Source organism: Mycobacteriales bacterium (assembly GCA_035995165.1).
Lineage (GTDB): Bacteria > Actinomycetota > Actinomycetes > Mycobacteriales > CADCTP01 > CADCTP01.
Window position 1 is genome coordinate 1 of the sequence record DASYKU010000110.1, and the last position, 21080, is coordinate 21080.

At 72.2% G+C, this 21080-nt stretch carries 20 protein-coding genes and 1 pseudogene; 9 read left to right on the top strand and 12 right to left on the bottom strand.

The window, feature by feature from the left end; all coding sequences use genetic code 11:
* On the bottom strand, nt 1-412 hold a 412-nt coding region (locus VGP36_18445; GenBank protein HEV7656699.1), incomplete at its 3' end, for an NAD(P)-binding domain-containing protein.
* Nucleotides 413-525: 113 nt separating this feature from the next.
* On the bottom strand, nt 526-2163 hold the full coding sequence (locus tag VGP36_18450) for a LuxR C-terminal-related transcriptional regulator (GenBank protein HEV7656700.1): 1638 nt from the start codon (nt 2161-2163) through the stop codon (nt 526-528).
* A 355-nt stretch (nt 2164-2518) separates the two neighbouring features.
* Between VGP36_18450 and VGP36_18455 the strand changes: the two are divergent.
* Nucleotides 2519-3241 (top strand): annotated as a pseudogene (locus VGP36_18455) (IS630 family transposase).
* Nucleotides 3242-3462: 221 nt separating this feature from the next.
* Nucleotides 3463-4407 (top strand): aminoglycoside phosphotransferase family protein, encoded by a 945-nt coding sequence (locus VGP36_18460; protein ID HEV7656701.1) that lies wholly within the window; start codon nt 3463-3465, stop codon nt 4405-4407.
* 128 nt (nt 4408-4535) lie between these two features.
* On the opposite strand, the gene VGP36_18465 is transcribed toward VGP36_18460, so the two are convergent.
* From VGP36_18465 to VGP36_18480, 4 genes are all read right to left on the bottom strand, one after another.
* A complete protein-coding gene (locus VGP36_18465; GenBank protein HEV7656702.1) occupies nt 4536-6257 on the bottom strand; it encodes an MOSC and FAD-binding oxidoreductase domain-containing protein in 1722 nt (573 codons plus the stop codon).
* 160 nt (nt 6258-6417) lie between these two features.
* Nucleotides 6418-7242 (bottom strand): polyphosphate kinase 2, encoded by an 825-nt coding sequence (ppk2, locus tag VGP36_18470; GenBank protein HEV7656703.1) that lies wholly within the window; start codon nt 7240-7242, stop codon nt 6418-6420.
* 111 nt (nt 7243-7353) lie between these two features.
* Nucleotides 7354-7959, bottom strand: coding sequence for a CoA pyrophosphatase (locus tag VGP36_18475; GenBank protein HEV7656704.1), 606 nt, complete (start codon nt 7957-7959; stop codon nt 7354-7356).
* On the bottom strand, nt 7956-8342 hold the full coding sequence (locus VGP36_18480) for a phosphotransferase (GenBank protein ID HEV7656705.1): 387 nt from the start codon (nt 8340-8342) through the stop codon (nt 7956-7958). Before VGP36_18480 ends, VGP36_18475 begins: the two co-directional genes overlap by 4 nt.
* A 208-nt stretch (nt 8343-8550) precedes the next feature.
* Here VGP36_18480 and VGP36_18485 point away from each other — a divergent pair, with 208 nt between their 5' ends.
* The gene (locus VGP36_18485) at nt 8551-9150 is read left to right on the top strand and encodes a TetR/AcrR family transcriptional regulator (GenBank protein ID HEV7656706.1); all 600 of its coding nucleotides are present in this window, start codon (nt 8551-8553) and stop codon (nt 9148-9150) included.
* On the opposite strand, the gene VGP36_18490 is transcribed toward VGP36_18485, so the two are convergent.
* The 6 genes from VGP36_18490 to VGP36_18515 are packed head-to-tail and all read right to left on the bottom strand — an operon-like array spanning nt 9128 to nt 14981.
* The gene (locus VGP36_18490) at nt 9128-10276 is read right to left on the bottom strand and encodes a CaiB/BaiF CoA-transferase family protein (GenBank protein ID HEV7656707.1); all 1149 of its coding nucleotides are present in this window, start codon (nt 10274-10276) and stop codon (nt 9128-9130) included. The genes VGP36_18485 and VGP36_18490 overlap by 23 nt on opposite strands.
* Nucleotides 10273-11064: a crotonase/enoyl-CoA hydratase family protein gene (locus VGP36_18495; protein ID HEV7656708.1), complete on the bottom strand. Its 792-nt coding sequence runs from the start codon at nt 11062-11064 to the stop codon at nt 10273-10275. The genes VGP36_18490 and VGP36_18495 overlap by 4 nt, the downstream gene beginning before the upstream one ends.
* Complete coding sequence (locus VGP36_18500) at nt 11061-12074, bottom strand: LLM class flavin-dependent oxidoreductase (protein ID HEV7656709.1); 1014 nt, start codon at nt 12072-12074, stop codon at nt 11061-11063. Before VGP36_18500 ends, VGP36_18495 begins: the two co-directional genes overlap by 4 nt.
* Nucleotides 12075-12088: 14 nt before the next feature.
* Nucleotides 12089-12934, bottom strand: coding sequence for an enoyl-CoA hydratase-related protein (locus VGP36_18505; protein HEV7656710.1), 846 nt, complete (start codon nt 12932-12934; stop codon nt 12089-12091).
* A gap of 26 nt (nt 12935-12960) precedes the next feature.
* Nucleotides 12961-13794 (bottom strand): 3-hydroxyacyl-CoA dehydrogenase family protein, encoded by an 834-nt coding sequence (locus tag VGP36_18510; GenBank protein ID HEV7656711.1) that lies wholly within the window; start codon nt 13792-13794, stop codon nt 12961-12963.
* On the bottom strand, nt 13791-14981 hold the full coding sequence (locus VGP36_18515; GenBank protein ID HEV7656712.1) for a thiolase family protein: 1191 nt from the start codon (nt 14979-14981) through the stop codon (nt 13791-13793). The genes VGP36_18510 and VGP36_18515 overlap by 4 nt, the downstream gene beginning before the upstream one ends.
* A 262-nt stretch (nt 14982-15243) precedes the next feature.
* On the opposite strand from VGP36_18515, the gene VGP36_18520 reads away from it, so the two are divergent.
* Genes VGP36_18520 through VGP36_18545 form a run of 6 tightly spaced genes read left to right on the top strand, consistent with a single transcriptional unit; the run spans nt 15244 to nt 21075 of the window.
* A complete protein-coding gene (locus VGP36_18520) occupies nt 15244-16041 on the top strand; it encodes an ATP-binding cassette domain-containing protein (protein HEV7656713.1) in 798 nt (265 codons plus the stop codon).
* Complete coding sequence (locus tag VGP36_18525; GenBank protein ID HEV7656714.1) at nt 16034-16792, top strand: ABC transporter ATP-binding protein; 759 nt, start codon at nt 16034-16036, stop codon at nt 16790-16792. Before VGP36_18520 ends, VGP36_18525 begins: the two co-directional genes overlap by 8 nt.
* Before the next feature lie 52 nt (nt 16793-16844).
* Nucleotides 16845-18092, top strand: a complete 1248-nt coding sequence (locus tag VGP36_18530) for an ABC transporter substrate-binding protein (protein ID HEV7656715.1) — start codon at nt 16845-16847, stop codon at nt 18090-18092.
* Nucleotides 18093-18127: 35 nt separating this feature from the next.
* Nucleotides 18128-19015 carry a branched-chain amino acid ABC transporter permease gene (locus VGP36_18535; GenBank protein ID HEV7656716.1) on the top strand — a complete coding sequence of 296 codons (888 nt, stop codon included), beginning with the start codon at nt 18128-18130 and terminating at the stop codon, nt 19013-19015.
* Complete coding sequence (locus VGP36_18540) at nt 19016-20104, top strand: branched-chain amino acid ABC transporter permease (protein ID HEV7656717.1); 1089 nt, start codon at nt 19016-19018, stop codon at nt 20102-20104.
* Nucleotides 20101-21075: a cyclase family protein gene (locus VGP36_18545; protein HEV7656718.1), complete on the top strand. Its 975-nt coding sequence runs from the start codon at nt 20101-20103 to the stop codon at nt 21073-21075. The genes VGP36_18540 and VGP36_18545 overlap by 4 nt, the downstream gene beginning before the upstream one ends.
* The last annotated feature ends 5 nt before the right edge of the window (nt 21076-21080 follow it).

A 21080-nucleotide genomic window follows, 5' to 3' on the forward strand; every position in this document is an offset into this window, starting at 1 on the left:
GTGAGTGGTACGGCCCCGTCGCCACGATCACGGTGTCCGCGGCGATCCGGCTCGCATCGGTGGAGACCAGGAAGCCGGTGCCGGCCGGCTGCGCGGTGACCGAGGTGACCTCGGTGCCGAAGCGGACCGGCGGACCGAACGAGGCGGCGTAGTCCTGCAGATAGTCGACCACGCCTGCCCGGCTGAGGAAGCCGTCCGGGTCGTCGCCGTCGTAGCTGAAGCCGGGCAGCCGCAGCGACCAGTTCGGCGAGACAAGCGTGAGCGAGTCCCACCGATCGGTCCGCCACCGTTCCCCGACCTGCCCCGCCCGCTCCAGCAGTACGTGGTCCCGGCCCTGCTCGGTGAGGTGGCGGCTGGCGGCGAGACCGGCCTGCCCGGCGCCGATGACGGCGACCTCGATCCGTTCGTCCACTGTGGACCTCCTGGCTTCGGTGGTCTCCCGACGCTAGGAGTGGCACCGCGCAGGCCGCCTCGGCAGAACGGTCCAAGTCCCGGATTACGCGGTGGGTATTTCTGCGCAGCGGCTCACCGCAGGCCGTGCTCGAAGGCGTAGAGCGCGGCCGCGGTCCGGGACCCCACGCTGAGCTTGGTGAAGATGTTGCTGACGTGGCGGGCCACGGTCCTCTCGCTGAGGACGAGCTCGACAGCGATGGCGTGGTTGGTCCGGCCGGCGGCGATCAGCCGGAGCACCTCGATCTCGCGGAGGCTGAGCCCGGACGCCTCGCCGGCCCGATACCGGCGGGTCAGCGCCTCGATGATGGCGAGGTCGGGGGCGGCGCCCAGCCGGCGGAAGGCCTGCCGCGCGGCGTCCAGCTCCATCGCGGCCGTGTCCTCGTCCCCCAACATCCGGCAAGCCCGCCCGACCAGCACCCGCACCCGCGCCTCCTCGTACGGCGCGTCCAGCTCGCGCCAGAGCTGACACGCCTGGCGGAGAGCGGGCAGCGCGACCTGGGCGCGGCCGTCCCCGAGGTCGACGGCACCCTGCCCGTGCGCCGACCGGGCGCTGAGGGCGGGCCGGTCGTGCTGCCGGGCGATGGCGGCCAGCTCGGTCGCGCCGGCCCGTGCCGCATCGGCGTCGCCGGCCGCCAGCATGATCTCGATCTGTGCCGGCAGCAGGTGCGACCGCTCCAGCGGATCGGTCCGCTCGCCGAGCGAACGCCGGATCGCTGCTCCCGCCAGGTCCGCCCGGCCCTGGGCGAGCCGGAGCAGAGCCAGGCCCGGCTGCGTCTCCCAGCCGTACTGGCTGGCCCGGCGGTAGGCATCCTCCGCGTCGGTGGTCTCCCCGAGCAGCCGGAGTACCTCCGCCAGCTCGTAGAAGGCCGCGCCCGCCAGGCCCGCTCCGTACCCCTGGGTCAGCTGCTCGCAGGCGAGCCGGGCCTCCCGGGCCGCGTCCGACCACGCGCCGCCCAGCCGCAGGAGCTCGGCGCGATGGATCCGACAGACACCCGAGTAGGCGCCGGTGAACTGGGGTTGCGAGTCGCACCAGGCGTTCAGCGCCCTGATCCACTCCCGCGCCCGGCGTACCTCGTGCAGTTCGTGGCAGGCGACGATCGTGCTGCAGTAGACCCAGCCGGTGACGCGGACGGAAGTGTCCCCGGCCGTGACGCCCACCATGGCCTCGTCGAGAAATGCGAGACCCTCGACCGGCCGCTCCTGCTTGATCCGGGCGCGGCCCTGCAGATGGGTGGCCAGAGTGACGAGGTCGAGGTCGCCGCACCGGGTCCCGAGATCCGCCGCGCGGGCAGCCGTCGCGAACGCGGACTCAACGTCACCCCCGGCGAACAGGTGCTCTGCCTCGGGAATCAGCAGGTACCCGGCCTCGTCACCGCCGGACCGGACCTCGGCCAACCGGCCGGCCCTAGCGATCCACCCACCCGCGTGCCCGAACTCGCCGAGCAGCGCCAGTGCCTCATGCAGCCAGAACGCGCACCGCATCGCCGGACCCACCGTCCCGGCGTCGACGTGCGCCCCGTAGGCGCGCTCCAGTAGCCGTGCTGCCTGGTCGCCGCGGCCGAGGATCTGCACCGACTCGGCAAACCGCTCCAGGTCGTCGACCGTCAGCGGCGAGACGGCGTCGACGACAGCGAACTGGTCGCACGCGTCCGCCCACGCTTGCCGGCGGTGTAACTCCCGGGCGCGCTCGAGGTCGGCGAGCTTTTCCATGACGCTCCGCCGACAGTCAAGCGCACAGACGCGGGCTTTGTCATGTCTTTGGACGGCGTGAACTCGTACGTCGTCGACGGTCGACTCACGAGCGGTACGAGGCTGCCCATCCCTACCGGGCTGCCGGCTTCCGGCAGGTACCGCCGCCACAGTCACCTGCCGCCGTCCGTGCTCGTCTCGGGACGGTGTCGTTCCGGCGCGCTTGTCGCGCGACCATGACGACGATCCGCAGCTCAGGCGCGGCCCGTGCCCGCCGGTGAGGCTGATCCGCCACCATGCGGTGGAGCGTTGACCCTTGGCCATCGACCGGCAGCTCCAGTGCGTCTCGCCTTCCGGCTTGGACTCCTGGGCGGCCGGGGTGAGCCCAGCGATGGTGCAGCGTGTGTGGTCTGCTCGTGGGCTCAAGCCGGATCTGGTGCGCACCTTCAAGCCCTCCAATGACCGCCGTTTCGATGAGAAGCTGATCGATGTGGTCGGCGTCTATCTGAACCCGCCCGACAAGGCGGTGGTGCTGTGCATGGACGAGAAGAGCCAGATCCAGGCGCTCGACCGGACGCAGCCGTCGCTGCCTTTGAAGGAAGGCCGGGCCGGAACCATTACCCACGACTACAAGCGCAACGGGACAACGACCCTGTTCGCCGCGCTGAACGTGCTGACCGGAGTGGTGATCGGCCAATGTCTTCCCAGGCACCGCAACGGCGAGTTCTTGAAGTTCTTGCGCACCATTGACCATCAGGTCCCCAAGGGACTCCAGATCCACATGATCCTCGACAACTACGGCACCCACACCCACGACAACGTCGTGGCCTGGCTGGACAAGCATCCCCGGTTCCACCTGCATTTCATCCCGACGTCGAGCTCATGGCTGAACATGGTCGAACGCTGGTTCCGCGAGCTCACCGAGAAAGCCATCCGCCGCGGTGTCTTCAAGTCGGTGCCCGACCTGATCGCTGCGATCGAGGCATACCTCCAAGCCAACAACAACGATCCCAAGCCGTTCGTATGGACCGCCACGGCAGAGGAGATCCTCGAGAAAGTCAGCCGAGGCGGGGTCGCACTCGCATCAATCCCCGGCTAATAACGAGACACCACACTAGATACCGGAGGTTTCCGCGCGGCCGAAGGCGACTTCGGGAATGCGAAGCACCGTCGATTCGTACCCGCACGACGACACGGTGTGAGGCTCACCCGTCCGACGAACTCGTTGTCCCTCCAGGTGATCAGGTAGTCCACCTCGCCCGCCTGCTCCATCGCGAACCGTTCCAGATGGTGACGCCCCTGACGAATAGACTGGCGCTCATGACCGCCGGCGACTGGAGGGATGGCGGGTTCAGGCAGCGTCGGCCCTCCGCGGAGACTCTCGCCTGGGTTGCGGCGTCGATGGGCCGGGGCAGTCGCATCGTTGGCCATCGCCGATTGACCGGTGGCGTCTGCTCCGCCGTGCATCGGCTGACTGTCGAGCGACGTGGAATGCGAACGTTCGTCGTGCTACGGCAGTACCCGGGCGGGCTTGGCCTGCAGGGGAGCTTGGCGAAGGAGATCGCCAACCTTGGTGTGGTGGCGGGAAGCGGGCTCCCGGTTCCGGGCATCCTGGCTGCTGATGTTGCTGGTGCCTCGACGGGTGGCGCGCCATCGTTGCTGATGACACGGTTGCCGGGGCATGTTGACCTCAATCCGGCGGAACCGCGGTCGTGGTTGACGAGGATCGCGGAGATTGCTGTATTGCTGCATTCCCTCGATCTGCCCGCGAAGAAGTTCAGACCTTGGACGGATTCTTGGATCGCTCCTCGAGACGGGTTCCGGGTGCCGGTCGGCGCGCAGAAGCCGGCGGTGTGGAAGGCGGCGTTCGGTGTCATGGCGGCGGCGCCGCCAAAGGACACTGCCGTCTTTCTGCACGGCGATCTTCTGCCCGTCAACATGCTGTGGTCGCGCGGGAAGATTACTGGACTCACCGACTGGAACTCCATCCATCGGGGGCCACGCGCGATTGACGTCGGGCACTGTCGGCGATATTTGGCGGCACTCTATTCGCCCGAGTGGGCGGAGCAGCTTCGGTCGCTCTATGAGTCGATCGCCGGGGCGACTCTCGATCCGTGGTGGGACCTGTATGCCCTGCTGCACTATGACGACAGCGGGCCGAAGTGGATCCGTGGTCAGGTCGCTGGGCGCCGTCCCGTCGATGTGCCCGGCATGACTTCCCGGGTCGAGGTCGCTATCGAGACAGCGCTGCGGCGCCTCGGATAACTGCGGGTTCCCTGCTGGTCGCCCTTCCGGTTCTGGCATGCCGCACAGACCCCTGCACGAAGGCCGGTCGCACTCGCATCAATCACCGGCTAATAACGAGACACCACACTAGGGCAGGACCGGGGCCCCTACAGGTCCACGACGAGGTCGGTGTCGGGCCGGGCGCAGCAGATGAGCACCTGGCCGTCCGGCGGGAGATCCAGCGGCGTGGGGGAGTACGTCACGGCGCCGGCGAGCAGGGTCGTGCTGCAGGTGTGGCAGACCCCGGTCCGGCAACTCCACCGGGTCGGGACGTCGCAGGCCTCGGCGAGTTCCAGCACGCTGGCCGCGGGGGCCGGGTACGGCGTGGCGATGCCGCTGCGGGCGAAGGTGACCAGCGGGCCGGTCCCGGCCGGCCCCGCCGGTTGGTGCGGCGACCGCAGAGCGCTGCCGATCACGCCGGGGTTGATCGGCGGGAGCGTCCCGAACAGCTCGGTGTGGATGCGGCCGGGGTCGACGCCGAGGCCGGTGAGCGCGTCCCGCATGTCGGCCATGAAACCGGCCGGGCCGCAGACGTACGCGTCCGCGCCGGGCGGCAGGCCGAGGCCGGCCAGCGTGCCGGCGGACAGCCGGCCGGACCCGCCGGCCCGATCGGACCGGCTGAAGAACACGTGCTCGTGGGCGTTCCGCAGGGTGGCGAGCAGCGCGTGCGCCTCGGCGCCGAGCGCCTGCTCGCGGGGTTCGCGGGCCCCGTGGATCCACCAGACGTCGCGGTCGGCGTGCGCCTGCGCCAGCGCCTGCAGCATGGCCAGGACCGGTGTCACGCCGATGCCGGCGGAGACGAGCAGGACGGGGCCGGTGCCCTCGCCCAGGACGAACTCGCCGCGCGGCGCCGCCGCGTCGAGGACGGCGCCGGGATGCAGGTCGCGGTTCAGGTAACCGCTGACCACGCCGTGCGGCTCGTGCTTGACGCTGATCCGGTACGTACCGGCGCCCGGTGCGGACGACAGCGAGTAGGAACGCACCGCGGCGGGCGGCCCGACGCCGGGGATCCGCAGGGTGAGGTACTGGCCGGCCAGGGCGGCCGGCAGCGGCTGCCCGTCCGGCGCGGCCAGCTGGATCGAGGAGACGTCGGAGGTCTCGGGCACCACCCCGGTCACGCGCAGCGGCCGGAAGCCGGCCCAGGCGGGCTGGGATCGAGGCGTCGGCTCGAGGCCGGAGGCCGGCGCGGTGCCGCCGGCGAGCATGTCCCGGAACGACTGTTGCCAGCCCGGGCTCAGCGCCGGGATCCCGGCCGCCCGCCGCAGCGTGGCGAGGTCGTGTCCGGGCAGGTAGAGCAGCGCGTCGATGTCGGCGACGCTGAGGGCCTGCGGGCCGACCCTGGTCCGGACGACCTCGTCGCCGGCCCGGACGTGGCCCTCGGTGATGACGCGCAGGTAGAAGCCGGGCCGGTGATGGCTGACCAGCAGTGCGGCCATGTCCGGCTCGCCCAGGCGGAGGCCGACGCGGTAGCAGGTGACCCGGGGCTGGGTCACCTCGAACTCGGCCTCGCCGATGCGGTACCGGTCCCCGATGCAGACCTGGTCGTCCGGCAGCCCGTCGACGGTGAGGTTCTCGCCGAACATGCCGTAGCTGAGGTCCGCGCGCCCGAGGTGCTTCTGCCAGTGCCGGTAGGACTCGGCCTGGTAGACGAGCACGGCCCGCTGCTCGCCGCCGTGCCCGGCCAGGTCGCCCTGTCCGTCGCCGTCGATGTTCAGCCGGCGCACCATCGCCGGACCCGGCACCGGGAACTTCCACGCTCCCGTGTGGACGGTCCGGCCCTGCCAGGCGACGTCCCGCGGCAGGCCGACGTTGACGGACAGCAACACCATCGATGCGTCCTCCCTGGTGGTCCGACCAGGGTCACTATCGCGGGTCTGCGGTGTGCTCGCGCCGGTGTGACTCCCTGGTCGGATGCCGGGGCCGACGGCGTGGGCGCTGAGGACCTCGCTCATGAGCCGACCTGGGCCCGGACGAGGTGCAGCCCGTCAGTCAGCCCGGGCGGGTCTGGAGTCCGGCGGCGTGGTCCGGCACGTAGGTCTGCATGTCGCGGGGCGTGCGGCGGTAGCCGGTCGAGGGCGGCCGGTCCGGTAGCGCCAGGGGCGATGCCGGGACCGGCGCGTACGGAACGGATGTCAGCAGGTGGGAGATCATGTTGAGGCGGGCGCGGCGCTTGTCGTCGGCCTCGACCACGTGCCAGGGCGCTTCCGGTAGGTCGGTGTGCACGAACATCTCGTCCTTGGCCCGGGAGTAGTCCTCCCAGCGCTGTATCGACTCGAGGTCCATCGGCGACAGCTTCCAGCGCCGCATCGGATCGTCCAGCCGGGCCGCGAATCGTTGCTGCTGCACGGCGTCGCTGACCGAGAACCAGTACTTGCGGAGCAGGATGCCGTCCTCGATGAGGAGCCGTTCGAAGATCGGCGCCTGGTGCAGGAACCGCTGGTGCTCCTGCTTGGTGCAGAAACCCATGACCCATTCCACGCCGGCCCGGTTGTACCAGCTGCGGTCGAACAGGACGATCTCGCCGGCCGCGGGCAACTGCTCGACGTAGCGCTGGAAGTACCACTGGCCGCGCTGCCGCTCGGTCGGCGCCGGCAGCGCGGCGATCCGGGCCACCCGGGTGTTGAGGAACTGGGTGACGCGCTTGATCGCGCCACCCTTGCCCGCCGCATCCCGGCCCTCGAAGATCACGACCAGCCGCGCGTTCTCGGCTCTGACCCATTCCTGCATGACGACCAGTTCGCTCTGCAGGCGGACCAGCTCGCGCTCGTAGACCTTCCGCGTCAGTGTCGGGCGCGGCTCGTCGCCGTCGGCCATCGCGTCCCCTCCCCGAGGGCGGCTGCCGTACCGGCCGGTGCCGGAGCGCCGGCCTCAGGCTCTCACCGACCCCGACGCCGGTCCACCGGGACGGTTCCTCCGGGCGGGCAGTCATTTCCAGGCGAAGACCGGCTGCTCGAGGTGGGCGACGCGGGTGTGCCGGCCGTGCAGGGCGACCTGGCAGAACTGGAAGATGATGGCGGCGGTCGGCGCGTGCAGGTACCGGCCGAGGAACGGCAGCTGGATCACCGGCGCGTCCGATTCCGGGATCTGGAGCAGGCGCGGGGGCACGTCGAGATCCGCCAGCGGTACGACGTGGATCCGCTGGACCTCGGTCTCCGCGCCGGCGTAGTCGTCCCGGCCGGGACCGCCCCAGCAGACGACCGGCGTCATCACGTAGCCGGACCGGGTCACGTAGTCGTCGAGCACGCCGAGTACGTCCTCGGGGCCGAGCGCGAGACCGGTCTCCTCGGCGAGCTCCCGCAGGGCGGCACCCTCGGCGGTCTCCGCGGCGTCGCGGCGGCCGCCGGGCAGCGCCCACTGCCCGGCGTGCGCCCGGAGTCCGGCGGCTCGGCGGGTGACCAGCAGGGAGGGGACGGAGTCGGCCCGGACGACGCAGAGGGCGACCGAGGCCGCCTTCAGCTCGGGCCGGTCGCTGGGCCGCCGGTCGAAGCCGGCCAGGTTCGCGCCGATGCGGGCGCGCAGGTCCTCGCTCATGCCGAGCCCCGCAACGCCCGATGGGGCAGGCCGGCCAGGGCGCCGGCGTCGACCGCGATGGCCCGGTCGATCAGTTCCGGACCGATGACGGCGTCGTCGGCGCAGAACGCGTGCACCCCCGGCACCGGGACGTCGGTCTCCCGCAACGCCCGCAGGACCCGGTGTTCTCGCCGCAGGTCGTGGGCCGAGGGCAGGACGGGCCCCAGCGGCGGCCGGCGCAGCACCCACTGCCGCTCGCCCCGGGAGACGAAGAAGGTGAGGTTCGACCGGCCGCCGGGGGCGAGCTCGATGTCCGGGGGCGCCGATCCGTCGGCGCCGGCATTGCCGGCCATCCACCGCCCGAGGGCGGTCACGTCCAGCGCGCCGGGAGGAATGACGGTCACGGTGGGCTCCCAGCGTGCGCTTCGATTGGGCGGACCGACCACCCGTACGCCTGATGAGCAAGCGCTCGCTCACTGTACTATGACGGTGTCCCGCGGGCCCCGGCCCGGGCGCTCGATCGGCTACCGACCGGATCTACGCGATGAATCGGTGAGAGGGAGCGATACCGAAATGCCCAAGGAATCAAGAGCTGCCGAGCAGGTGCGGGCCTTGATCTCCGGAGGTTTCTTCGACAGCCCCTGGCATTCGTCCGACGAGAAGATCTTCCGCGCCGCCCTGGAGCTCTTCGCGGAGAAGGGCTACCACGGCACCTCGACGCGGGCGATCGCGCAACGGGCCGACATGAGCCCGGGCGCCCTCTACTCCCACTACGAGTCGAAGGGCGACATCCTCTACCGCATCGTCCGGATCACCCACGAGGGCATGCTGCGCCAGCTGCAGATCGCCATGACCCGCCAGACCGATCCGATCGAGCGACTCCGGGACCTGGTCGCCTGCCACGTGCGTTACCACGCGGAGATGAGCATCGCCGCCCGCGTGGCGAACTACGAGTTGCACTGTCTCGACCCGGACCGGATGGCGGAGATCTCCCAGCTGCGGCAGCTGATCGAGGCGACGGTGAAGGACACGCTGCTGCTCGCCGAGGGTGCCGGGCTGGTCAAGACCGGCGACATCACGCTGGCCACGATCATGGTGATATCGCTGGGCATCGACGTCTCGCGGTGGTTCCGGCCGGACCACGGAAGCAGCCCGGACGAACTCGCCGCGTTCTACTCCGCCCACGTCATCACCATGTTCCGGGTTCCGTAGGCGGCGGTCCCAGCTCGGCGAGCACGTCCTCCGTGTCGTCGCCCGGCCGCGGCGGCCGCCGGCCGATCCGCGGGGGCGTACGGCTGAAGCGCGGTGCCGGGGCCGGCTGGACGATGCCGTCGATCGTGGTGAACGTCGCCCGGGCGGCCAGGTGCGGGTGCCGCGGGGCCTCGGCCCAGTCCAGGACCGGCTGGGCGCAGGCGTCGGAGTCGCCGACCAGCGCCGCCCACTCGTCCCTGGTCCGCGTCCGGAACAGCGCGGCCCACTCGGCCCGGTGTTGCGCCCACTCCGCCGGCGGCGGCTGCCGGAACCGGTCGTCCCGGCCGGCCCGGAAGCCGGTGCGCTCGACCAGCTCGACGTAGAACCGGTCCTCGATCGCGCCGACAGCGAGGAATCCGCCGTCCGCGCAGCCGTACACGCCGTAGTAGGGGCAGGCGCCGTCGACGACGTTGGCGCCGCGCCGGTCCGTCCACTCGCCGGTGGCCCGCAGCGCGGCGAACAGCGTCGTCAGTACGGCGGTGCCGTCGACCATCGCGGCGTCGATCACCTGGCCGCGGCCGCTGCGGGTGCGCTCCAGCAGCGCGGCGAGCACGCCGACGACGAGGAACATCGCGCCGCCGCCGTAGTCGCCGACGAGGTTGAGCGGCGGGGGCGGCGGCTCGTCGGGCCGGCCGATGGCCCACAGCGCCCCGGTGAGCGCGATGTAGTCGATGTCGTGCCCGGCGCGTGCGGCGAGCGGCCCGTCCTGGCCCCAGCCGGTCATCCGCCCGTAGACCAGCCGCGGGTTCACGGCGGCACAGTCGTCCGGTCCGAGGCCGAGACGCTCCATCACCCCCGGCCGGAAGCCCTCGACGAGTACGTCGGCGCTGCCGGCCAGGCGCAGCGCCAGGTCGCGGCCCGGCCCGGACTTCAGGTCGGCGGTCACCGAGCGCTTGCCCCGGTTGACCACGTCCAGGCGCGGGTCGGGGACCGCCGTCCCGGTGCCGGGCCGGTCCACCCGGATCACGTCCGCGCCGAGGTCGGCCAGCACCATCGTCGCGAACGGGGCCGGACCGATGCCGCCCACCTCGACCACCCGTACGCCGCTCAGCGGTCCACCCGGACCGTCCTCTGTGGACGGTGTCACCGGGCACGCCAGACCGGGGCGCGCTTCTCCGCGAACGCCGCGAGCCCCTCCCGGGTGTCCTCGGTCCGCAGCATCTCCGCCGCCAGCCGGAGCGAGCGCTCCCAGGCCGCGGCCTCCCCGGGCACCCCGTCGGGGTCGAGCCCGAGCGCGATCGTCTTGCTCGCCCGGACGGCGAGCGGCGCGTTCCGGCCGATCCGCTCGGCCAGCTCCAGCGCCGCCGGCAGCACCTCCGCCGCCGGGACGACCCGGTTGACCAGCCCCATCTCCAGGGCCCGCGCGGCCGGGACCGGCTCGCCGGTCAGGATGAGCTCCATGGCCAGCTTGCGGGGTACCTGGTCGGGCAGCCGGAAGACCCCGCCCGCGGCGGCGATGAGACCGCGGCGGACCTCGGGCAGCCCGAACGACGCCTCCTGCGAGGCCACCGCCAGGTCGCTCGCCAGCACGAGCTCGGTCCCGCCGCCGAGCGCGAAGCCGTTCACCGCCGCGATCGTCGGGGTCGCGACCGGGTGCGAGACCCACCCGGCGAAGCCCCACGCGGCCCGCGGGCCGTCGGCCGGCTTGACCGGCTCACCGCGGGCGACGGCCTTCAGATCGGCGCCGGCGCAGAACGAGAGCCGGCCCGCGCCGGTCAGCACGATCGCCCGGATCTCCGGGTCGCGGTCGGCCGCCTCCAGCGCGTCGCCGAGCGCGACCGACACCGCCAGGTCGACGGCGTTGCGCGCCTCGGGCCGGTTGATCGTGAGCACGACCGTGTGGCCGTGCCGCTCACTGAGTACGACAGGCGTCATCGCGGTGCGAGTCCTCTCAGCGCGGCCGTCAGCGCGACCGTCGTCGCGGGTTCGTCCAGCCCGGTCACGGCGACCTGGAGGACCAGCTCCCGGACGCCGCTGCGGGCCAGCGACTCCTCGATCCGCCCCACCTGGTCGCGGCCCTCGGCGGCGGTCCCGGCGATGCAGTAGTCCTCGACCATCTCCTCCGGTACGTCCCGGGCGAGCCGTTCCCAGTCGGGACCGATCTCCCGGAACCGGGCCGCCACCACGGCGGGGACCTGCTCCCACGGCGAGCCTTCGAGGCGGCGCCCGTAGCTGGGCGTGGACAGGTAGAACGCGAGCGTGCGGCGGGCCGTGTCGCGGGCCTGGCCGCCGTCGTCGGAGATCGCGGTGATCACCCATTGGCTCAGCCACAGGTCCGCCGGGTCCGCGGCGGCCAGCGCGGCGCGGACCTGCTGCTGGCCCTGCTCGCTCGCCGCCAGCGGGTGCAGCAGGATGCCGTCGGTCCAGGCCGCGGCGCCGGCCATCATCGCGGCGTTGAAGCCGGAGCCGTAGACCGGCAGCGGCGGCAGCCCGGCGAGCCGGGCCTTGCTGTCGACGCCGTCGACCTCCACGTCGTAGAACGCGCCGTGGAACGACACCAGTCCGGTCGAGGCCTCGAGGACCCGGATGACCGCCACGGTCTCCCGCAGCCGGGCCACCGGCTTCTCGTCCCGGATGCCGAACCACCGCCAGCGCATGCCCTTCGTGCCGGCTCCGAGGCCGAGGGCGAAGCGGCCGCCGGTGGCCTCCTGCAGGTCGAGGGCCGCGGCGGCCAGCGCCAGCGGATGCCGGGTGAAGCCGTACGCGATGCCGGTCCCGACCCGCAGCGTCGTGGTGGCCGCGGCGATCACGCCGCAGCGGACGAGCGCGTCCCGCCCGGGGAACTCGGTGGTCCAGGCCCGGTCGAAACCCGACGCCTCGGCCAGCCGGGCCAGCTCGGGCAGCGGTTTCAGGTGCGGGGTGGCGAAGACGATCGATCTCTGCACGGCCGTCGGCCTCCTCACTGCAGGGCGTCGAGACCGGCCTGGTGCTCGCCCGCGCCGAAGGCGCGGATCGTCTCCTTCAGGCCGTCCCGCAGGATCATCTCGTTGAGGTACCGGACGCTCCTCGTCCCGTGCAGGAAGGCGTCGGTCTCCGCACCGAGCGGCATGATCGTGCTCCAGCCGGCGATGTCGGCGGCCCGGTTCACCGCCGCCTTCTTGATCGACAGCACGTCCGGCGGGGTCAGCGCGATCCGGTGGCCGAGCGCCCGGACGTCGTCGAACACCTCGTCGTCCGGGACGGCGTAGTTGGCCCAGCCCCACTCGGCGGCGGTGGCGCCGCTGATCCGCTGGCCGCCCTGGAACGAGAGCTGCTTGGCCCGCTTGGGCCCGACGAGCGGCACCCACATCGGGCTGACGTAGCCGCCGCCGACCGGGATGCTGGGCACCCCGATCTGGGCGTTCTCGCCGACCACGGTCAGGTCGCAGAGGGTGGCGAGCTGGGTGCCGCCGGCCATGCAGTAGCCGTGCACGGCGGCGATGACCGGCTTCGGGTGCCGCCACGCCTTCATGAAGATCTCGACGTTGCGCTCGAGCCGGCGCCGGTCCTCGACCACCGATCGGTGGGCCAGGCCGGCGATCTCCTCCTCGTCCCGCTCGATGTCGTAGCCCGCGCAGAAGGCCCGGCCGGCCCCGCGGATCGCGATCACCCGCGTCGCCCGGTCGGTGGCCAGGTGGTCCAGGGCCGCGTCGAGGCCGTCGAGCAGAGCCCCGTTCATCGCGTTCAGCCGCTGCGGGCGGTCCAGGATCAGCCAGGTGAGCGGACCGTCCGCCTCCAGCCGGATGTGCGGGAACTCCTGTGCCACGGCGTCGTCCTCCTGCGTTCTCGGGGTCACCAGGTGAAGAAGCCCGCGCCGGACTTCTGGCCGAGGCGTCCCTCCGCGACCATCCGCTCCAGCAGCGGCGGCGGGGCGAACCGGTCGCCGTAGACGGTCGCGAGGTAGCGGGCGATGTCCAGGCGGACGTCCAGCCCGACGAGGTCGGTCAGCCGCAGCGGTCCCATCGGGTGCCCGTAGCCGCCGGTCATCGACCGGTCGATGTCCTCGGCCGTGGCGATGCCGGACTCGAGGATCCGGATCGCCTCCAGGCCCAGCAGGACGCCGAGCCGGCTGGTGGCGAAGCCCGGCGAGTCCCGTACGGTGATCGCCTCCTTGCCGATCGCGCGCACGATGTCGAGGGCCTGCCGCAGCGCCGGATCACCCGTCGCGGGGGCGACGACGATCTCGACGAGCTGCTTGGCCCACACCGGGTTGAAGAAGTGGAAGCCGAGGACGCGGTCCGGGTGCCGGAGCGGGCGGCTCAGCTCCTCGATGGACAGCGAGCTGGTGTTGGACCCCAGCAGGATCGGATTGCGACCCTCGATCTCGCGCAGCACCTCGTGCTTGAGGGCGAGCCGCTCGGGCGCGGACTCGATGACGACGTCCGCGCCGGCCGGGAGGTCGCCGATCCGCGGCACCAGCCGGAAGCAGTCCCGGGCCCGCTGAGCGTCCACTTCGGACAGTTTGCCGCGGCGTACGCCGTCCTGGACCACGGCTCCGAACCGGACCGCGGCCCGGTCGCGCGCCGCCTCGTCCGGCTCGCAGGCGACGACCGGGATGCCGCGGACGGCGAAGGCGTGGGCGATGCCGAGACCCATCGAGCCGACCCCGACCACCCCGGCGATCATTCGGCCAGCTCCACGGCCACCGCGATGCCCTGGCCGACCCCGATGCACATCGTCGCGATCCCGCGCCGGCTGCCCTCGCACCGCATGCGGGAGACCAGGGTCATGAGCAGCCGGGCACCGGAGGCGCCGAGCGGGTGCCCGATCGCGATGGCCCCGCCCCAGGCGTTGACCCGGTTCGGCTTCCACTCCAGCTCCTCGATGCACGCGACCGCCTGGGCGGCGAAGGCCTCGGTGAGCTCGATGGTGCCGACGCTGGCGTGGTCCCAGCCGATCTTGGCCAGCAGCCGGCGGGTCGCGGTGACCGGGCCGTCCAGCGCGTCGGGGTGCACCCCGACCGAGACGGCACCGGCGATGCGGCCCAGCGGGGTGAGACCGAGGCGTCGTACGGCCTGCGGGCCGGCGAGCAGGATGGCGGCCGCGCCGTCGTTCATCGGCGAGGAGTTGCCGGCGGTGACCGTGCCGCCGGGCCGGAACGCGGGCCGCAGCCGGGCCAGCGACTCCGGGTCCGCGGCCGGCCGGATGCTCTCGTCGCGGGTCAGCAGCGCCAGGCCGTCCGGGTCGCGACCGGGGATCGTGTCGGCGTCGAAGCTGCCGCCGTCCCAGGCCCGGGCGGCGAGCTCGTGGCTGCGGGCGGCGTACTCGTCCTGCCGGGCCCGGGAGACGCCGTACCGCTCGGCGGTCAGCTCCGCGCACTCGCCGAGGGTCAGCGCGCCGTACCGCTGCGCCCAGCGCGGATTGACGCCCCGCCATCCCAGCCGGCTGTCGTACAGCTCCTGCGTACGCGGGTAGGCCCGATCGGGGCGCGGCAGGATGAACGGGGCCCGGCTCATCGACTCCGAGCCCCCGGCGATGCAGAGGTCGACGTCGCCGGAGCGGATGGCCCGGGAGGCGGTCGCCGCCGCCTCCAGACCCGAGCCGCAGAGCCGGTTGACCGTGTAGCCGGCGGTGCCCTCCGGCATCCCGGCCAGCAGGGCGGCGGTCCGCCCGACGTTGCGGGAGTCGTCCCCGGCCTGGTTGGTCGCGCCCCACACGACGTCGTCGACCTTGTCCGGCGGCAGTTGCGGGTTGCGGGCCAGCAGCTCGGCGATCGCCGAGGCGGCGAGGTCGTCGGCGCGGACGCCGGCCAGGGCACCGCCGGCCTTGCCGAACACCGTACGGACGCCGTCGATGAAGTACGCGTCTGCCATGGGCCACAGATCCCGGGGTTGGGTGGTCGGCGCCACATCATCAGGCACCGACCATGAAAACTAACGTACGTTCGCTCTACTCGCAATGAGCCCGCGTGTGCTCCGTCTGGCCCTGCTGACCTGCGCGGTAATGAGTCCTTGACAACGCGGACCGGTGTCGGCAATCCTCTCCAGGCACAGAGCGGACGCTCGTTCGCTTAACTCTTCCCAAGCCACATCGGATCAGCGATGTCACTTCGAGCGACAGACGGGAAGCGCCGCTGTGCCGACCACCGGAGAGCTCGACACCGCACCCGGGGACACCTCGGTGGTGCTGGTCGGCGTCGTCAAGGCGTTCGGCGCGTTCCGGGCGGTCAACGACGTCAGCCTGTCGTTCCGGGCCCGCGAGACGGTCGGCGTCGTCGGGCCGAACGGGGCCGGTAAGACGACCCTCTTCGGCCTCATCTCCGGTGCGCACCGGGTCACCTCGGGCCGGGTCCAGCTCCGCGGGGTCGACGTCACCCGGCTCGGGCCGCTGCGGCGGGCCCGCAAGGGGGTGTCCCGGACCTTCCAGACCGCCCGCGTCTTCCCGGCCCTGACCGTCCGGGAACACCTGGTGCTGACCCTGCCGGAATGCCGCGACCGGCGGTTCGCCTGGGCGCGGTCCCGCACGGCGCTCCCGGCGGGGGTCGAGGACCGCATCGACGCGGTCGCCGCCGACTACGGGCTGGACGGCGTCCTGGGGGAGCCGGCCGCGAGCCTGCCGCAGGCCCAGCGCAAGATCCTCGACCTGGCCATGGCCCTGCTGGGCGACCCGGACGTGCTGCTGCTGGACGAGCCGACCGCGGGGGTCGCCAGCGACGACCTCGCCGTCATCCAGAGCCTGCTCGCCGACCTGCGCCGACGGCACCCGGACATGACCGTCATCCTGTCCTCGCACGACGCCGACCTCATCGCCCGGCTGTGCTCGCGGATCGTCGTGCTGGTGCGGGGCGAGGTCCTGGCCGACGGCCCGACCGAGGAGATCGTCCAGGACGAGCGGGTCCGCGCGGCGTACTTCGGGGACGTGCTCGATGTCTGAGGGCACCGGCGGCGCGCTGCTCGCGGTCGAGGACCTGCAGGCCTGGTACGGCCGGGCGCAGGTCCTTTTCGGAGTGTCGCTCGAGGTCGCGCCCGGGCAGATCGTCGGGCTGGTCGGGCGCAACGGGGCCGGCAAGACCTCCCTGCTGCGGTCGATCATGGCGGCCGGGATCAGCCGGGCCGGCCGGATCTCGCTCGCCGGGCGCGACGTCTCGTCGCTGCCCACCGAACGGCTGGCCCGGGCCGGGATCGCCTGGGTACCCGACGACCGCCGCATTCTCGCCGGCCTGACCGTCCGGCAGAACCTGGAGATGGCCCGCAACGCCGCCGTCGGCCGGACCGCGATCCCGGTCCGCGAGCTGTGCGACACCTTCCCGATGCTCGGCGAGCTGCTCGGCAAGCACGGCGACGAGCTCAGCGGCGGCCAGCAGCAGATGATCGCGATCGCCCGCGGGCTGGCCACCCGGCCGCGGGCGCTGCTGCTGGACGAGCCGACCGAGGGGCTGGCCCCGCTGGTCGTGCAGGAGCTCATCGCCGTCATCAAGGAGATCCCGCGGTCCTTCGGCGTCGGCGTCCTGCTGGTCGAGGAGAACCTGCGGGCCGCCGCCGCGCTGTGCACCGACGTCTGCGCGCTGAAGCTCGGCCACGTCGCCTACCGCGGGCCCTTCGAGCAGCTGATGAACGACCGTGCCGCGCTCGACCGGATCCTCGCCCTGGCCAGTACCTCCGAGCTGGAGGAGATCGACGGCTGAGCTCGCTCGGCCGCTCCACGATGCCCGTCCGCCATTCCCGAAGGGAAACTCCATGAAGAGAAACCACGCGGGCGCCGCGGCCTTCGTGCTCGCCTCGATGCTCGCCCTGTCGGCGTGCGGGGGCGGCGGCTCCTCCGGAGGCGGCGGCGCGTCCTCCGACACCGTGTCCGTCGGCCTGCTCGCCCCGCTGACCGGTGCGCTCGCCGGGGTCGGCACCGGCTACAAGCTCGGCCTCCAGGCCGCCTTCGACGAGGCGAACGCCGGGGGAGGAGTGCTCAACGGCAAGAAGCTCACGATCACCACCGTCGACGAGAGCCCGACCGACAGCTCGGTGTCCACCCAGGCGATGCGGAAGTTCGCGAGCGGCGGCTCGAAGATCGTCGTGGGGGCGGCGCTCTCCCAGGACTGCATCGCCTCGGCCCCGGTCGCCCAGCAGCTGAAGATCCTCAACATCTCGCCCGGATGTGGCGTCGCCAAGCTCATCGGCCCGAACCGGCTGTCCAAGACGTTCTTCTCCTCCGCCGGCAACGACGCGATGCAGGCGTACGGCCTGTCGAAGACGCTCACCGAGAAGTTCCCGAACGTCACGACGCTCTACTCGGTGAACTACGACTACGTCACCGGCCGCGAGGTCTCGGGCGCGATCCGCAAGAGCTTCCAGGAGACCCTCAAGGTCGGCGGCAACGACTACTTCGTGCCGCTGAACGCGGTCGACTACGGCGCGACCGTGTCCGCCCTGGCGGCCAAGGCGACCGGTACGGCGGCGACGCAGGGCCTGATCCTCACCAACTACGGCTCCGGGGCGCTGGCCTTCCTCAAGCAGGCCGGACAGGCGGGCCTGCTCGACCGGTTCGCCTTCATCGGCACGGCGTACCAGTTCTACGCGCCGGCGGTCGCCTTCAAGGGCGCGTCCCCGAAGGTCTGGGACGCCTACGTCTACGTGCACCACGACATCCACGACAACGCGGCGAACACGAAGTTCGTGGCCGAGTACCGCAAGCTCTCCAGCGGCGCCTACCCGAACGACTGGGGCTTCTCCGGCTACATCACCGGGCTCGCCATCGTCCAGGCCCTGAAGAAGGCCAACAGTGACGACGTCACCGCGCTGAACACCGCGCTGGAAGGCATGACGATCGACGGGCCGACCGGGTCGTTCACCATCGACGCCAACACCCACCACTTCCAGATGCCGGAGGTCGTCGGCGAGATCGGGGGCGATCCGGCGGCGACGGAGGGCGTCAAGCTCTACGACAGCGAGGTCATCCCCGGCGCCGAGGCCAACAGCAAGCCGCTCGGCTAGCGGCGCGCCGGACCTCGACCGCGGAAGGCGGGCTCATGCTGCAGTTCATCGTCTCGGTGATCTCCGGAGTGACGGCCGCGGCTCCGCTGTTCCTGATCGCCAGCGGGCTCACCCTGATCTACGGCGTGATGCGCGTGCTCAACTTCGCGCACGCGGCGCTGTTCATGCTGGGTGCCTACTTCGCGGTCGAGCTCTCCGGGGGAAACAACTACGGGGTAGGGAAGTTCGTCCTGCTCGGGCTCGGGTCGGCGGCCATCGTCGGCGCCATCGGCCTGGTCGTGGAGCGGCTGGCGTTCCGGCCGCTCTACGACCGGCCGCCCGAGATCACGCTGCTCGCCTCGTTCGGCCTGTCCCTGTTCCTGGTGGGTCTGACGAACAAGGTGTGGGGCACGGACCCGCTGACGCAGCCGCTGCCGGCGGCCCTGTCCAAGCCGGTGCACATCGACCGGGCGTCGATCTCGCTGTACTCGCTCGTCCAGCTGGCGATCGCGGTCGCGGTCGCCGTCGGCCTCATCCTCGTCCTGCGCCGGACCCGGTTCGGGACGAACGCCCTCGCGGTGGCCGAGGACCGGGAGATGGCCGCGGTGATGGGCATCTCGGCCCGGCGGGTGAGCATGCTGGTGTTCGTGCTCGGCAGCGCGCTGGCCGGGCTGGCCGGCGCGCTGATCGCCCCGACCGTCTCGGTCGACGTGGGTCTGGTCCCGTCCACCCTGATCTCCGTGTTCGCGGTCGTCGTGATGGGCGGCCTGGGCACGATCGAGGGCGCGGCGCTGGCCGCGCTCGCGATCGGGCTCGTCCAGAGCCTGACCACGAGCTACCTGCCGACGATCCAGCCGTACTCCTTCGTCCTGCTGCTCGCGGTGTTCCTGGTCCTCCGGCCGCAGGGGATCCTCGGCCGCCGGCAGCTCAGCAGTGAGGCGTAGATGGCTCTGACGAGACCAGCACCGCCCGCGGGCCCGTCGCGGTCCCGGGTCTCGACCCTGTGGCGGCGCCCGCCGGCCGGCTCCGGTCGAGTCGCCCTGCTCTGGCAGGTCCTGGCCGTGGCGGCGGTGCTGCTGGCGGCCGGGTTCGCGGTGCCGAACTCGGCCGGCCCCGAGCTGCTCGCGGTCCTCACCGTGGCGCTGTGCTACGTGCTGCTGGCGTTGGGGACGAACGTCGTCCTCGGCTGGTCCGGGCTGGTCACCTTCGGCCAGGCGGCGTTCTTCGGCACCGGGGCGTACACGGTCGCGCTGACCCGCGAGAAGGAATGGTCCGGGCAGAAGACGGTCCTGCTCGCGCTCGTGGTCGCCGCCGTCCTCGGGTACGTCTCGTTCTGGCTGCTCTCGCGCTACACGCACATCGCCTTCGCGATGCTGACCCTGGTCTTCGGGCAGTTCCTGGTGCTGCTGGTGTCGGGCACGCACCGGCTCGGGGCCACGGACGGCTTCGGCGGGATCCTCCGCGCGCCCTTCTTCGGCGCCGACACGATCACCGACGTCCAGTTCTGGTGGCTGGTGTTCGCCGTGCTGGTGGTCGCGGTCGCCCTGTACTGGTGGCTCTACCGCCGGGTGCTGGTGCTGCGGATGTTCGCCGGCCGGGAGGACGCCGGCCGGCTGGAGACCCTCGGTTACGACGTGCGCCGGCTCCGCGCGACGGCCGGGTCGATCGGGGCGGTGTTCAGCGCCGCCGGCGGGGCGCTGTTCGCCCAGTACACCGGTGCGGTCAGCCCGACCGTGCTGCAGTTCGAGCTGTCCGGCATCGCCGTGTTCATGTGCGTGATCGGCGGCATGCGCCACCTCTGGGGACCGGTGATCGGCGCGGTGCTCTACACCCTCACCGTCAACTACTGGCTACAGTCCAGCCAGCTGGCCACGCTCTACCTCGGCGCCATCTTCGTCGTGGTCATGCTCGTGCTGCCGAGCGGCCTGCTCAGCATCGGCACGCTCGTCCGGTCCCGGCTGCGGCCCGGCGGTCTCCGCCCGGTGGGCCGCCGGCGACCAGCGGGGAAATCGGCCCGCGGGACGGCGGCATGACCGCGGCGGGCACCAACGCGGTCGGCCGCCGCGGGGTCGAGGTGCCGTTCGACGCCCTGCCGGAGCTCGGCTCCTCGGGCCTGCGGCACGCCTGGGACGTGTTCGGACGCGACGACGAGATCGGGACGCTGAACCGGGTCACGGCCGAGGCCACCAGGGCCGCGGCCGCGCTGGTCCGGACCGGCGAGCGGGTCTCGCTGGACCTGCCGATCACGATCCCGGACCCGCCGCTGTTCAACCGGCAGCCGGTCAGCCACGTCGTCTACGAGCTGGACCGCAACACCTGGGACGACCGGCTCGACGGCCTGCAGCTGCAGGGCTCGACGCAGTGGGACGGCCTGCGGCACATCAGGGCCCGGGAGTTCGGCTTCTACGGCGGGTGGCAGGGCCCCCCGGACAGCGAGCCCACCCGGCTGGGCATCGCGCACTGGACCGACCACGGCATCGTCACCCGCGGCGTGCTGGTCGACCTGACCGGCGGCGACTCGCTCGACCCGTTCCGCACCCGGGCGTTCACCGCCGAGCAGCTCGCCGACGCGGTCGCGACCCAGTGCGGGCCGCTGCGTCCCGGCGACGTCCTGTGCATCCGTACCGGGTGGACCTCGCGGTACCAGGCGATGACCGCCGAGCAGCGCAGGGCGCTCGCCGCCCGGGACGCCGACGCGGCCACCCGGCAGTGGGCGGGCCTGGCCGGCAGCGACGACATGGCCCGTTTCCTCTGGGACGCCGGCGTCGCCGCGGTGGTCTGCGACAACCCGGCCCTGGAGGTGGCGCCCGGCGATCCCCGGGTCGGTGATCTGCACCGGCGGCTGATCCCGTGCCTCGGGTTCGCCGTCGGGGAGCTGTTCGCCCTGGACGGGCTGCTGGCCGCCTGCCGCCGGCTGGGCCGGCGCGAGTTCCTGTTCGTGAGCGTGCCGATGAAGCTGGCCGGCGGGGTCGGCTCGCCCGGCAACGCGGTGGCGGTGCTGTGACGGAG